At 59.1% G+C, this 12936-nt stretch carries 13 protein-coding genes; 8 read left to right on the top strand and 5 right to left on the bottom strand.

Features of this window, described 5'->3' with window-relative positions:
- The first annotated feature begins 148 nt into the window (after nucleotides 1-148).
- Entirely contained in the window at nucleotides 149-1462 is a 1314-nt protein-coding gene (gene brnQ, locus E4P01_RS19475) for a branched-chain amino acid transport system II carrier protein (protein ID WP_005786584.1), read from the top strand.
- Between the two features lie 256 nt (nucleotides 1463-1718).
- Nucleotides 1719-2459, top strand: a complete 741-nt coding sequence (locus E4P01_RS19470; protein WP_005786585.1) for a DUF599 family protein — start codon at nucleotides 1719-1721, stop codon at nucleotides 2457-2459.
- Nucleotides 2460-2542: 83 nt separating this feature from the next.
- Here E4P01_RS19470 and E4P01_RS19465 read toward each other — a convergent pair whose 3' ends face one another.
- Nucleotides 2543-2800: a hypothetical protein gene (locus E4P01_RS19465; protein ID WP_005786587.1), complete on the bottom strand. Its 258-nt coding sequence runs from the start codon at nucleotides 2798-2800 to the stop codon at nucleotides 2543-2545.
- 156 nt (nucleotides 2801-2956) lie between these two features.
- Between E4P01_RS19465 and E4P01_RS19460 the strand changes: the two genes are divergently transcribed.
- From E4P01_RS19460 to E4P01_RS19445, 4 genes are all read left to right on the top strand, one after another.
- A complete protein-coding gene (locus E4P01_RS19460) occupies nucleotides 2957-3433 on the top strand; it encodes a PaaI family thioesterase (RefSeq protein ID WP_005786588.1) in 477 nt (158 codons plus the stop codon).
- Nucleotides 3430-3882: a PaaI family thioesterase gene (locus E4P01_RS19455; RefSeq protein ID WP_005786590.1), complete on the top strand. Its 453-nt coding sequence runs from the start codon at nucleotides 3430-3432 to the stop codon at nucleotides 3880-3882. Before E4P01_RS19460 ends, E4P01_RS19455 begins: the two co-directional genes overlap by 4 nt.
- Nucleotides 3883-3971: 89 nt before the next feature.
- Nucleotides 3972-5876, top strand: a complete 1905-nt coding sequence (gene htpG, locus E4P01_RS19450) for a molecular chaperone HtpG (RefSeq protein WP_216090963.1) — start codon at nucleotides 3972-3974, stop codon at nucleotides 5874-5876.
- A gap of 65 nt (nucleotides 5877-5941) precedes the next feature.
- On the top strand, nucleotides 5942-6670 hold the full coding sequence (locus tag E4P01_RS19445; protein ID WP_216090964.1) for a dienelactone hydrolase family protein: 729 nt from the start codon (nucleotides 5942-5944) through the stop codon (nucleotides 6668-6670).
- Nucleotides 6671-6768: 98 nt separating this feature from the next.
- Here the strand turns inward: E4P01_RS19445 and E4P01_RS19440 are convergent, their stop codons facing one another.
- Together E4P01_RS19440 and E4P01_RS19435 are read right to left on the bottom strand one after the other, a co-directional pair.
- Complete coding sequence (locus tag E4P01_RS19440) at nucleotides 6769-7635, bottom strand: pirin family protein (RefSeq protein ID WP_032877088.1); 867 nt, start codon at nucleotides 7633-7635, stop codon at nucleotides 6769-6771.
- A 64-nt stretch (nucleotides 7636-7699) separates the two neighbouring features.
- On the bottom strand, nucleotides 7700-8116 hold the full coding sequence (locus E4P01_RS19435) for an OsmC family protein (protein WP_005786596.1): 417 nt from the start codon (nucleotides 8114-8116) through the stop codon (nucleotides 7700-7702).
- Nucleotides 8117-8253: 137 nt separating this feature from the next.
- Between E4P01_RS19435 and E4P01_RS19430 the strand changes: the two genes are divergently transcribed.
- Nucleotides 8254-9276, top strand: a complete 1023-nt coding sequence (locus E4P01_RS19430) for an amidohydrolase family protein (RefSeq protein ID WP_216090965.1) — start codon at nucleotides 8254-8256, stop codon at nucleotides 9274-9276.
- 97 nt (nucleotides 9277-9373) lie between these two features.
- Nucleotides 9374-10999, top strand: coding sequence for a methyl-accepting chemotaxis protein (locus tag E4P01_RS19425; protein WP_216090966.1), 1626 nt, complete (start codon nucleotides 9374-9376; stop codon nucleotides 10997-10999).
- Nucleotides 11000-11185: 186 nt separating this feature from the next.
- Here the strand turns inward: E4P01_RS19425 and fabB are convergent, their stop codons facing one another.
- Both fabB and fabA read right to left on the bottom strand, forming a co-directional pair.
- Nucleotides 11186-12406 (bottom strand): beta-ketoacyl-ACP synthase I, encoded by a 1221-nt coding sequence (fabB, locus tag E4P01_RS19420; protein WP_032877086.1) that lies wholly within the window; start codon nucleotides 12404-12406, stop codon nucleotides 11186-11188.
- An 11-nt stretch (nucleotides 12407-12417) separates the two neighbouring features.
- The gene (fabA, locus tag E4P01_RS19415; RefSeq protein ID WP_003210552.1) at nucleotides 12418-12933 is read right to left on the bottom strand and encodes a 3-hydroxyacyl-[acyl-carrier-protein] dehydratase FabA; all 516 of its coding nucleotides are present in this window, start codon (nucleotides 12931-12933) and stop codon (nucleotides 12418-12420) included.
- Nucleotides 12934-12936: the final 3 nt, after the last annotated feature.

Here is a 12936-nt window from a genome sequence, read left to right as displayed (position 1 = left end):
CTGTACTCTAGCCGCCTCTTTATGCGTCCGCATCCCAAAAGGAAGCTGCGCGCTAGACCGGTCGGTCCCCATAAGGGCCGGCAGCATTTCCCTCATCCATAGGGAAGCCCTCTCTAAATTCCGATTCAGTAGTGTGGTATTTCCTCAAATGAAAGTGTTGAAAAGCCAGGATATCCTGGCGCTGGGCTTTATGACCTTTGCCCTGTTCGTGGGCGCTGGCAACATCATCTTCCCGCCTATCGTGGGTTTGCAGTCCGGGCCACATGTCTGGATGGCCGCGCTTGGCTTTTTGATCACCGCGGTCGGTTTGCCGGTGGTCACCGTGATTGCCCTGGCCAAGGTCGGTGGTGGCATGGATGCGCTGAGTAGCCCGATCGGCAAGATCGCCGGTGGCCTGCTGGCGGCGGCGGCGTACCTGGCGGTGGGGCCGCTGTTCGCTACCCCGCGTACTGCGACCGTGTCATTCGAAGTGGGCCTGGCGCCACTGACCGGTGAAAGCCCGTTGGCGCTGTTCCTCTACAGCTCGGTGTATTTCCTGGTGGTGTTCTTTGTGTCCCTGTACCCAGGTCGACTGCTGGACACCGTGGGCCGCTTCCTCGCGCCGCTGAAGATCATCGCCCTGGCCATCCTCGGCATTGCCGCGTTTGCGTTGCCGGCCGGTGAAGTGGGCGTCGCTACGCCGGAATACGTGGCCGCACCGTTCTCCCAGGGCTTTATCAATGGTTACCTGACCATGGATACGCTGGGTGCGCTGGTGTTCGGCATCGTGATCGTCAACGCGATCCGTTCACGGGGTGTCGAGTCGCCCCAACTGATCACCCGTTACGCCATTATCGCCGGCCTGATTGCCGGCGTGGGCCTGGCGCTGGTGTACATCAGCCTGTTCCGCCTGGGTTCGGGCAGCCATGCCGTGGCTGCCGGTGCCAGCAACGGCGCAGCCGTACTGCACGCTTATGTGCAACACACATTCGGCTCCCTGGGCAGCGGCTTCCTCGCCGTGCTGATCTCCCTGGCGTGCCTGGTCACTGCCGTCGGCCTGACCTGCGCCTGCGCCGAGTACTTCAGCAAAATCCTGCCGCTGTCCTACAAGACACTGGTGGTGATTCTGGCGTTGTTCTCGCTGTTCGTGTCCAACCTGGGCCTGACCAAACTGATCGCGTTCTCGATTCCGGTGCTTACAGCGATCTACCCGCCGTGCATCGTGCTGGTAGCCCTGAGTTTCTGCAAAGGCTTCTGGCAGGAACAGGGCCGTATCGTCGGCCCGGTGATGTTGGTGTCATTCATCTTTGGTTGTATCGACGCACTCAAGGGCGCGGGCCTGGCGGGTTGGATGCCTACACAATTGGCAAACTTGCCGCTGAGCGAGCAAGGCTTGGCGTGGTTGGTGCCATCAGTGATGACGCTGGTGGTGGCCGTGGTGATCGATCGTATGCTGGGCAAGCGTAGCGAAGCCGTCGCATAACCCGCGGTTTGTGCTGCACTGAAATGCCCCGTATCAAACGATACGGGGCATTTTTTTTGAGTCGATGGCAGTGTCTTTTTTTTGGGGATGGCGTCAAAAATCTCAAGTTGAAATCACCGGTCGGTGTGGGAGCTGGCTTGCCTGCGATGGCGGTACATCGGTTGGCGCGGTGGTGACTGCAAAGACGCTATCGCAGGCAAGCCAGCTCCCACATTTGGACCGTGTCGGCCCTATCATCCTGTGTACAAGGACCCGCATGTCGTTCGTTGAAACCAATCAAGTCCATCTGCTTGCCGCCCTCTGGTTCATCCTGTGCTGGGGTGGCTATACCCGTTATGCCACCTGGAAAGCCCGGGATACGGCCTGCCTGGCCAGCGTATTGCACCTGTACCGCGAAGACTGGATGCGTCGCATGTTGTTGCGCGATAACCGCATCGCCGATGCCAGCGTGATCGGCAACCTGGAGCGTAATGCCTCGTTCTTTGCCTCCAGCACCTTGATCATCCTTGCGGGTATTCTGACCGTGCTCGGTGCTTCCGAGCGGGCGGTGTCGTTGCTGGCAGACATTCCTATGGTGCAGCAGGCCTCCCAAGGCATGTCGGAGATCAAGTTGCTGTGCCTGGCCCTGGTATTTGTCTATGCGTTTTTTACTTTCAGCTGGTGCATGCGTCAGTACAACTTCGCTGCGGTGCTAGTGGGCTCGGCGCCGATGATTGGTGAGCGGCACGTGTCGGAGCAGGAGCGCAATGCATTTGCCTTGCGGGCGGCGCGGGTGATTTCGATGGCGGCCAACCAGTTCAACTTTGGGCTGCGCGCTTATTACTTCGGCATGACCATGCTGGCCTGGTTTGTCAGCCCTTGGTTGTTCATGTTGATGAGCAGCGGGGTGGTATTGGTGCTTTATCGCCGCGAGTTTCACTCCGACGTCTTGCAGGTGATGGTGTATACCCCGACTAATATGCAAGCTTCGGATGCTGCAAAAGAGAGTGTTTCTTAAAGGCCGGATAAAACAGCAGGCAAAGAAAAGCCCGCTTTATAAGCGGGCTTTCTTTTGCAGCACTACAGGTTCACACCCGGCAATTACTGCTTGGCAGGTTCTGCAGGTGCGGCAGGTGCAGCTTCTTTTGCAGCTTCGGCGTTCGATTCAGCCTGAGCTTTGGCAGCTTCGGCGTTTTCTTTCGCAGCGTCGTTCACTTTATCCTGTGCTTTAGCCATGTCTTGCTGTGCTTGCTCAGAATGTGCAGCGGCATCTTGGGCTTTGTCTTCGGATTTCTTGTCGCAGGCAGCCAGACCGAGTGCAGCGGCCAGCATCATGGAAATAGCTAATGTCTTGCGCATGGGGTGTTTCTCCTTATTGAAGATATCTACTGGCCTTTCGAACCCAAGGGGCCAGCATTAGTTCCTTTTGTCCCACAGATATATAACGCTTTTCGCACAAAAACTTTTTCCGGCGATTTAGTCCGCTGCTTTCACACTAATAAGAGTCTAAAAACAATGACCGAAAACCCCTTGTTAGAGCGTGCTGCGCGCTTTGTCTCGGCGCTGCGCCATTGTCAGGTGCTGGGTGTGGCTGTCCACGCTGCAAGCGAGGAGGGCATGACCCTGGTGTTGCCGTATGGGCCACATCTTGTTGGTGATCCCGCAACCTGCGTGATTCATGGTGGCGCCCTGACCTCGTTGATGGACACAGCCTGCGGCATGGCCACCTTGTGCGTATTACCCGAATTCGAGGTGTGCCCGACCCTGGACCTGCGTATCGACTACATGCGTGCAGCCGAGCCGCACAAGCCGGTGTATGGCTTCGCGCAATGTTACCGGGTGACCACCGATGTGATCTTCACGCGCGGGTTCGCCTATCAGGATGACCCGCAACAACCCATCGCCCATGTGGTGGGCACGTTCATGCGTATGGGCAAGCGCCTAAAAGGTACGCAAGGGCTGGGCAGCACGATCAAGGGAGAGCAGGCATGACGCATCGATTCAAGACCCGTCTGGAGCAGGCTCTCGAGCGTGGCAACTACGACGCACTGCTGGGCTTGGTGCCCTACGCCAAGCTGATCGGCATCGAATGCACCCGTCTGGGAGATGAGCTGCTGTTTCGCCTGCCGGCCAACAAGGACAATATTGGTAACCCCATATTGCCGGCGTTGCACGGCGGGGTGATCGCCGGCTTCATGGAGCTGTCGGCGGCCCTGCATCTAAGGGTATTTACCGGGGCTCCGGGCCTGCCAAAAATCATCGATTTTTCCCTGGATTACCTGCGCGCCGGCCAGTTTCGCGACACTTACGCCAAATGCCAGGTGTGCCGCCAGGGCCGGCGCGTCGCCAATGTGGCGATCACCGCCTGGCAAACCACCGAGGCCGAGCCGATTGCCACCGCCCGCGCACATTTCAAGATTGAGGAATTGGCCCGCCCTTGAAATCCCGGTCTTAGCCCCCAACTTTGATGACAACCCGCCGCCAACCCTTTCGGGCGCGGCCACTGCCATCCAATTGGAGTTTGATGACCATGAGTGTGGAAACTCAAAAGGAAACCCTGGGCTTCCAGACCGAGGTGAAGCAACTGCTGCACCTCATGATCCATTCGCTGTATTCCAACAAGGAAATCTTCCTTCGCGAATTGATCTCGAACGCCTCTGACGCTGTCGACAAATTACGTTTCGAAGCCCTGTCCAAGCCTGAGTTGCTGGAAGGTGGCGCGGAACTGAAAATCCGTGTGAGCTACGACAAGGACGCCAAGACCGTCACGATCGAAGACAACGGTATCGGCATGAGCCGTGAAGACGCGATTACCCACTTGGGTACCATCGCCAAATCCGGCACCGCAGATTTCATGAAGAACCTGTCGGGCGACCAGAAAAAAGATTCTCATCTGATCGGCCAATTCGGCGTGGGCTTCTATTCGGCCTTCATCGTTGCCGACAAGGTTGAAGTATTCAGCCGCCGTGCCGGCCTCGACGCCAGCGAAGGCGTGCACTGGGCGTCCAAAGGCGAGGGCGAGTTTGAAATTGCCACTGTCGACAAGGCAGATCGCGGTACCCGCATCGTGCTGCACCTGAAATCCGGTGAAGACGAATTCGCTGATGGCTGGCGCCTGCGCAACATCATCAAGAAATACTCCGACCACATCGCTTTGCCGATCGAGCTGCCGAAAGAACAGACGGCTGCCGAAGGCGAAGAGAAGCCTGCCGAGGAATGGGAAACCGTCAACCGCGCCAGCGCCCTGTGGACCCGTCCGCGTACCGAGATCAAGGACGAGGAATACCAGGAGTTCTACAAGCACATCGGCCACGACTACGAAAACCCGCTGAGCTGGAGCCACAACAAGGTTGAAGGCAAGCTGGAATACAGCTCGCTGCTCTACGTACCGGCCCGTGCTCCGTTCGACCTGTACCAGCGCGAAGCGCCGAAGGGCTTGAAGCTCTACGTGCAGCGCGTGTTCGTGATGGACCAGGCGGAATCCTTCCTGCCGCTGTACCTGCGCTTTATCAAGGGCGTGGTCGACTCCAACGACCTGTCGCTGAACGTGTCGCGGGAAATCCTGCAAAAAGACCCGATCATCGACTCCATGAAGTCGGCGCTGACCAAGCGTGTGCTCGACATGTTGGAAAAACTGGCGAAGAACGAGCCTGAGCAATACAAGAGCTTCTGGAAAAACTTCGGTCAGGTGATGAAGGAAGGCCCGGCGGAAGACTTTGCCAACAAGGAAAAAATCGCCGGCCTGCTGCGTTTTGCTTCGACTCAGGGCGAAGACGGCGAGCAGGTTGTGTCCCTGGCTGACTACCTGGCACGCGCCAAGGACGGTCAGGACAAGATCTACTACCTGACTGGCGAAACCTACGCGCAGGTTAAAAACAGCCCGCACCTGGAAGTCTTCCGCAAGAAAGGCATCGAAGTGCTGCTGCTGACCGACCGTATCGATGAGTGGCTGATGAGCTACCTCACCGAGTTCGACGGCAAGTCGTTCGTTGACGTTGCCCGTGGCGACCTGGACCTGGGCAACCTGGATTCCGAGGAAGACAAGAAAGCCGCCGAAGAAGTCGCCAAGTCCAAAGAGGGCCTGGTTGAACGGATCAAGGCGTCCCTGGGCGAAGCAGTCAGTGAAGTGCGGGTTTCCCACCGCCTGACCGACTCCCCGGCGATCCTGGCCATTGGCGAGCAGGACCTGGGCATGCAGATGCGTCAGATCCTTGAAGCCAGCGGCCAGAAGGTCCCGGACTCCAAGCCGATCTTCGAATTCAACCCGGCTCACCCGCTGATCGAGAAACTCGATGGCGAGCAGAGCGAAGAGCGGTTTGGCGACCTGTCGCACATCCTCTTCGACCAGGCGGCTCTGGCCGCTGGCGACAGCCTCAAAGACCCGGCCGCCTATGTGCGCCGACTGAACAAGCTGTTGGTTGAATTGTCGGTTTAACACCGTTGTAGAAAAAACCCGCTTCGGCGGGTTTTTTCGTTAATCCTCCTCAACTGGAGAAAATGATGAGCCAAGTCACAGTACGTTCCGTGGTCTATCAGATTGATGGCCAGTCTTATGAAAGCCGCCTGGCGTTCGATGCCAGCCACAAGGGCCCGCTGCCGGGGCTGCTGATGGCACCGAACTGGATGGGCGTGAGTGCGGGTGCCGAAGAAATCGCCAAGAGTGTTGCCGGCAAAGGCTACGTGGTGCTGATTGCCGACTTGTATGGGCAAACTGTACGCCCGACCAATGGCGATGAAGCCGGCGCAGCGATGATGCCGTTGAAAAATGATCGTCCATTGTTGAACAAGCGTATGCAGGCGGCCTTCGAGCAACTGCAAGGCCAGACCGAGGCAGCCGTTGATACGTCGAAGCTGGCAGCCTTCGGTTTCTGCTTCGGCGGTTGCTGCGCTCTGGAATTGGCACGTACCGGTGCGCCGGTGAAGGCGGCTGTCTCTTTCCACGGTACCCTCGACACGCCGAACCCGGCGGATGCGAAAAACATCAGGGGTTCAGTGTTGGTATTGCATGGTGCGTCCGATCCATTGGTGCCCAAAGAGCAACTGCCAGCGTTCGAAGAGGAAATGAACGCAGCGGGTGTGGATTGGCAGTTGCTGAGCTACGGCGGCGCAGTGCATTCCTTCACCGATCCCCATGCCAATGTGCCAGGCAAGATGATGTACGACGCGAAGACCGCTGCGCGGGCTTTCCAGTCGATGCATAACTTGTTGGATGAAGTGTTCAAGGGCTGACTCTGCGGCGCCTGACCTGACGCCATCGCGGGCAAGCCCAGCTCCCACATTTAAAGGTGCACACCCACCCAGTGTGCGAGCTGGCTTGCCTGCGATAGCTATTTCACAGGCAACTCAATTCGTTCTGACTCCCCCGGCACCCTCGGCCAGTCCCCAGCAGCCCAGCGCTGTCTGGCGTGCTCGATCACTGCCGGATCGCTCGCCACGAAATTCCAGTTGATCCGCCGCGGCCCGTCCAGCGGCGCCCCGCCAAACACCACCACATGGCAGTCGGTTTCGGCAAACAATGTCATCTCTTGCCCTGGCGGCAATACCACCAGGCTATGCACTGCCAGCGGCTCACCGTCGAGCTGCGCCTCACCTTCCAGCACATACACCGCGCGCTCCTCATGCTCATCGGGGATCAGCAAGGTGGTGGCTGTTTGCATCTGCACCTCGGCATACAACGTCGGCGAGAGCACCGGCACTGGTGACTTGAGACAGAAACCATCACCGGCAATCAGGCGCACCTGCACGCCCAGGTTATCGCTCACCGGCAAGCTCGCCGCCGGGTGATGGCTGTAATGGCCGGGGCCGGTCTCGTGGTCCTTGGGGGAGGCCAGCCACACCTGCAGGCCGTGCAGGTTGAAACCACTGGCCTTGAGCGCTTCGGGGGTACGCTCGACATGGGCAATCGCGCTGCCAGCGGTCATCCAGCTGACATCGCCGGCCTGCACCACCTGATCCGAGCCGAGGCTGTCCTTGTGCTGCAAGGCGCCTTCAAACAGGTAGGTGAGGGTGGATAGGCCGATATGCGGATGTTGGCGGATATTCATGCCGGTACCCGGTGCATAGGCGGTGGGCAGCATATGGTCGAAAAACACAAAGGGCCCGACGCTACGGCATTCACGGGAAGGCAGCGGGCGCAGAATCGGCTGCCCTTCGACATCTTCGGCGCGGGGGCGGATCACGGTAAGGGTGGTCATGGTGCATCCCTGTCTGAGCGGGTTGGATGCGTCTGAGCATAACCCGCCCGATGGGACGTTGGCGCTATGCGCTGAAGGCACCTTCCGATAATTTCGTCTCGATGCTGATTTCGGCGGTGGTCATCAGCTTGTGTACCGGGCACTTGTCCGCAACGCGATGCAACTCCTCGCGCTGCTCATCGCTCAGCACACCCTTGAGGGTCAATTTGACGCTGAGTTTGTATTTGCCTTTCTGCTCTTCGGCGGCGTCGTGGGTCACTTCAACGGTCACGCCGGTGAGCGGGATATCTTTCTTCTGCGCGTAGAGCTTGACCGTCAAGGCTTTGCATGACGCCAGCGCAGCATCGAAATAGTCGTGGGGAGAGGGCGCCGAGTCGTCGCCACCCAGGCTCTTTGGCAGGTCGGTAAACAGTTCGTGGTGATTGATATTGACGCTGTGACGGAAGTTTTCAGCGTTCAATGTATTAACGGTAACAGGCATGGCGAACCTCTCAAGGGGCAGGATGAAGGTCATGCAGTTATAGAGCATGCTGGCGCCCAAGTGTTCCAGTTTTTCCGCGCTGAACCTCGAAGGTAGGCGCAAGGTCTACCCGTATCAGCCCTGATTGAGGTTTCACCGTGCTTCGGACCCGCCTGAGTCTTGCCTTGTTGCTCGCTGCCAGCAGCCTTGCCGCGCAGGCCCGCGACTATGCCTACAGTGACGCGCACATGCATTACGTGGATTTTTTCCAGGAAACGGCAGGCATGGGCAAACTGCTCAAGGCGATGTCCGAGAACCGCATCGAACATGTAATGATTTCCGGCATCCCCGTGGCCAAGAAATGGCACGAAGACGAGCCCAAGCGCCCCCGCTACTACGCTGGTGATGACGCCGATGCCTATTGGTACAGCGCCACCGATGTGATTGTCGCGGCAGCGGTCAATAAGCTGACCCCCGAGCAGCGCCAGCACTTTCACCCGTTCCTGGCCGGCTTCAACCCCAACGACAAGAACTCCGCTGCCCATATCCAGCGCATGATCGACCTCAACCCCGGGTTGTGGCAGGGTATCGGTGAAGTGTTTACCCGCCATGACGACCTTACCGCCCTGACCTCAGGCGACACGCCCCGCGCCAACAACGAAGCCATGACGCGTATCTACCACCTGGCCGCCGAAAACGACCTGCCCGTGATGCTGCACTCCAACATCACTTCCAAGCGAGAGCGTAACCCACTGTACCTGGCGGAAGTCGAAGAGCCGTTGCGTAACCACCCGCATACGCGCTTTATCTGGGCCCATGCTGGCACCAGCAAGGAAATTCACCGGCATCAGGTGCAGATGGACTTTTTGCTGCCCACCTTGAACCGCATGCTCGAGGCGTACCCCAACCTGTATATCGACCTGTCCTGGAGCATGCTCACGCCCTATCTGCTGGATGAGGCGGGTCAGCCTCGGCAGGAGTGGGTGAAGCTGGTGGAGCGCTTCCCTGAGCGCTTTATGCTGGGATCTGACGTGGTAGGGCGTTTCAATAAGTTAGGTAAGGAGATGCGTCGCTTCGAGCCCTTCCTCGATGCATTGCCCGAGGAGGTGGCGCACAAGGTGGCGCGGGATAATTTCCTTGCCATCCTGCCCAAGCCGCCTGGCAATGGTCAGGTGCATTGATATCGCGTTTTCGTCTTACATAAATGGCGGAGGGTGCCGATAACTTCCAAGACCACACTGCAGGTGGATGCAGTACTTTTTTGGAAGGAATCCAGGCATGAATATCCGTAGTTTGAATATCGCGCCTCGCGCCGGCTTGGGCTTTGGCGTGCTGGCCTTGATGGTATTCGCGTTGGGCGGCTTTGCCCTGTTGCAGATGGCCAATATGCGCCAGCAGTCGGACCAGGTGGAGAGCAACTGGTTGCCCAGCGTCATGGCGGTGGGGGAGATGAATCAGGACCTGCTGCGCGTGCGTGCGCTGACCCTGCGCTTGTTGGTTAACCGCGATCCGCAGGCGTTGGCACAAAACGAGCAGAAACTGACCGACCTCAAGAATGGCATGCCCCATGCGCAAGCCCTCTACGAAGGGCTGATCGTGCTCCCTGAAGAGCGCACGCTGTTCGATCGTTTCAAGGTCCAGGAACAGCAATACCTGCAACGTCAGGAGCAGGTCATGGGGTTTTCCAAGGCCAACCGGCTCGATGAAGCGATCAAAGTGGCCAACGGTGAGATGAATCAGCTCGCCGATCAAATCGCCGTCACGTTGCGCGATCTGGTCACCCTCAATAAAACCAGTGCCAATCAGGCGGCCAGCCTCGCGCAAAGCGTTTTCAGTCAGTCGCGTACCGGGGTGATTGGCATGATCATCCTCACGGCATTGATCACCATTGGCCTGGCGGTCTGGCTGACCCGCAGCATCGTGCTACCGCTGGCCCAATCGCTGAAAGTAGCTCAGGGCGTGGCCAGCGGCGACCTGACCGGTGAGATCCGCGTGAGCGGCAGCGATGAGCCGGCGCGTTTGCAGCAGGCTCTCAAGGGCATGCAAGAGAATCTGCGCGATACTATCCGGCGCATTGCTGAATCGTCCAACCAATTGGCTTCTGCTTCCGAAGAACTCAGTTGCGTGACGGAGGATGCCACGCGCGGCCTGCATCAGCAGAACCAGGAGATCGAACAGGCGGCCACGGCGGTCAACCAGATGACGGCGGCGGTGGAAGAGGTGGCGAGCAACGCGGTGGCCACGTCCCATGCTTCACGCGATTCTGACCGCATTGCCCAGCAGGGCCGTGAGCAGGTGCAGCAGACGGTGGTGTCGATTGAAGCCCTGGCTACCGATGTGACCGCCAATGTGACCCAGGTCGAGGCGCTGGCGCAAAAGGTCTATGGCATCAGTAAAGTCCTGGACGTGATTCGCTCGATTGCCGAGCAAACCAACCTGCTGGCACTGAACGCGGCCATTGAAGCGGCGCGAGCCGGGGATGCCGGGCGCGGTTTTGCGGTAGTGGCCGATGAAGTGCGTGCCTTGGCCCATCGCACGCAACAGTCGACCCAGGAAATCGAGCAGATGATCAGTGGGATTCAGCAGGGCACCGACCAGGCCGTCAGCTCCATGCAACAGAGCAACACGCGGGCGCGTTCCACGCTGGATATCGCCAAGTCTGCCGGCACGGCGCTGGAAGAGATCGCCTCGGCATTCACCCTGATCAACGAGCGCAACCTGTTGATTGCCAGTGCTTCGGAGCAGCAGGCAGCAGTGGCGCGGGAGGTGGATCGTAACTTGACGAATATCCGCGACCTGGCGCACCAGACGTCTGCCGGGGCGAACCAGACCAGCGCGGCGAGCCAGGAGTTGTCGCGGTTGGCGGTGGACCTGAATTCGATGGTGGCGCGGTTTTCGGTGTAGGGCGGGGAACCGGGTTGACCCATTCGCAGGCAAGCCAGCTCCCACACTGGACTGCATTCCTTCAGGATGAACGCGATCGAAGGTGGGAGCTGGCTTGCCTGCGATGAAGGCGACGCGGTTTCAAATCAAAGCGCAAAAAAAGCCCCGAACCAGTCGGGGCTTTTTCATGTGATCAACCTGCGAGGCTTACTTGCCCTGCCAGCGTTTCAGCACGAGGGTGGCATTGGTGCCACCGAAGCCGAAGCTGTTGCTCATCACGGTGTCGATTTTTGCATCTTCACGGGTCTTGGTCAGGATCGGCATATCAGCAACGGCTGGGTCCAGCTCGTCGATGTTGGCCGAGCCGGCCATGAAGTTGCCTTCCATCATCAGCAGGCAGTAGATCGCTTCGTGAACGCCGGCGGCGCCCAGGGAGTGACCCGACAGGCTCTTGGTAGAGCTGATGGCCGGAGCCTTGTCGCCGAATACCGCGCGCACGCCTTCCATTTCCTTGGCGTCGCCGACCGGAGTCGAGGTGCCGTGGGTGTTCAGGTAGTCGATTGGGGTATCAACGGTGGACATGGCCATCTGCATGCAGCGGATCGCGCCTTCGCCGCTTGGGGCAACCATGTCGTAGCCGTCGGACGTCGCGCCGTAGCCGACGATTTCCGCGTAGATCTTGGCGCCGCGGGCCAGAGCGTGTTCCAGCTCTTCAACCACGACCATGCCGCCACCGCCGGCGATGACGAAACCGTCACGCTTGGCGTCGTAGGCGCGAGAGGCTTTCTCTGGGGTTTCGTTGTACTGGGTGGACAGTGCGCCCATGGCGTCGAACAGGAACGACTGGCTCCAATGTTCTTCTTCACCGCCGCCGGCGAATACGATGTCCTGCTTGCCCAGCTGGATCTGCTCAACGGCAGTCCCGATGCAGTGGGCGCTGGTAGCGCACGCGGAGGAGATCGAGTAGTTCACACCCTTGATCTGGAATGGCGTGGCCAGGCAGGCGGAAACGGTGCTGCCCATGGTCCGCGTTACACGGTACGGGCCAACGCGCTTCACGCCTTTTTCGCGCAGGATATCCAGCGCTTCCATCTGGTTGAGGGTCGATGCGCCGCCGGAGCCGGCAATCAGGCCGGTGCGTACGTTCGAAACCTGGTCTTCGCTCAGGCCCGAATCGGCGATCGCGTCTTTCATGGCCAGGTAGGCGTAGGCGGCAGCGTGGCCGACGAAGCGATAGATCTTGCGATCGATCAGTTCTTCGAGGGGCAGGTCGATGGAGCCGGAAACCTGGCTACGCAGACCCATTTCGGCATATTCCGGGTTGAAGCGGATGCCAGGGCGACTTGCACGCAGGTTAGCGGTGACGGTCTCTTTGTCATTGCCCAGGCAAGAAACGATGCCCAGACCAGTGATAACGACGCGGCGCATGCGGATAACCCTTAAAAGTTGTCAGTGGAAGTGAATACGCCGACCCGAAGGCCTTCGGCAGTATAGATCTCGCGACCGTCGACAGTCACCGAACCGTCGGCGATGGCCAGGTTCAGCTTGCCCTTGAGGACGCGCTTGATTTGAATGTTGTAGGTGACTTTCTTGGCGGTCGGCAGGACTTGGCCAAAGAACTTCACTTCGCCCGAACCCAGGGCGCGACCGCGGCCCGGCAGGCCTTGCCAGCCCAGGTAGAAGCCGACCAGTTGCCACATGGCGTCGAGGCCCAGGCAGCCTGGCATCACAGGGTCGCCTTCGAAGTGGCAGGCGAAGAACCAGAGGTCCGGGGTGATATCCAGCTCGGCGACCAATTCACCTTTGCCGTACTTGCCACCTTCTTCGCTGATATGGGTGATGCGATCCACCATCAGCATGTTCGGGGCGGGCAGTTGCGCGTTACCTGGGCCGAACAGCTCACCGCGACTGCAGCGCAGCAGGTCTTCCCGAGTAAAGGCGTTTTGTTTGGTCATGCG

This window comes from Pseudomonas sp. NCIMB 10586, from assembly GCF_023127895.1.
Taxonomy (GTDB): domain Bacteria; phylum Pseudomonadota; class Gammaproteobacteria; order Pseudomonadales; family Pseudomonadaceae; genus Aquipseudomonas; species Aquipseudomonas synxantha_A.
Note: the sequence above shows the minus strand (reverse complement) of the source record. Positions and strands in the feature narration are given on the sequence as shown.

Bases quoted from the DNA above. Each gene is read 5' to 3' on its own strand.
- E4P01_RS19470 (WP_005786585.1), top strand. From the start codon at position 1,719: ATGTCGTTCGTTGAAACCAATCAAGTCCATCTGCTTGCCGCCCTCTGG.
- E4P01_RS19445 (WP_216090964.1), top strand. From the start codon at position 5,942: ATGAGCCAAGTCACAGTACGTTCCGTGGTCTATCAGATTGATGGCCAG.
- E4P01_RS19455 (WP_005786590.1), top strand. From the start codon at position 3,430: ATGACGCATCGATTCAAGACCCGTCTGGAGCAGGCTCTCGAGCGTGGC.
- E4P01_RS19435 (WP_005786596.1), bottom strand. From the start codon at position 8,116: ATGCCTGTTACCGTTAATACATTGAACGCTGAAAACTTCCGTCACAGC.
- brnQ (WP_005786584.1), top strand. From the start codon at position 149: ATGAAAGTGTTGAAAAGCCAGGATATCCTGGCGCTGGGCTTTATGACC.
- E4P01_RS19425 (WP_216090966.1), top strand. From the start codon at position 9,374: ATGAATATCCGTAGTTTGAATATCGCGCCTCGCGCCGGCTTGGGCTTT.
- htpG (WP_216090963.1), top strand. From the start codon at position 3,972: ATGAGTGTGGAAACTCAAAAGGAAACCCTGGGCTTCCAGACCGAGGTG.
- fabB (WP_032877086.1), bottom strand. From the start codon at position 12,406: ATGCGCCGCGTCGTTATCACTGGTCTGGGCATCGTTTCTTGCCTGGGC.
- E4P01_RS19465 (WP_005786587.1), bottom strand. From the start codon at position 2,800: ATGCGCAAGACATTAGCTATTTCCATGATGCTGGCCGCTGCACTCGGT.
- E4P01_RS19440 (WP_032877088.1), bottom strand. From the start codon at position 7,635: ATGACCACCCTTACCGTGATCCGCCCCCGCGCCGAAGATGTCGAAGGG.
- E4P01_RS19460 (WP_005786588.1), top strand. From the start codon at position 2,957: ATGACCGAAAACCCCTTGTTAGAGCGTGCTGCGCGCTTTGTCTCGGCG.
- fabA (WP_003210552.1), bottom strand. From the start codon at position 12,933: ATGACCAAACAAAACGCCTTTACTCGGGAAGACCTGCTGCGCTGCAGT.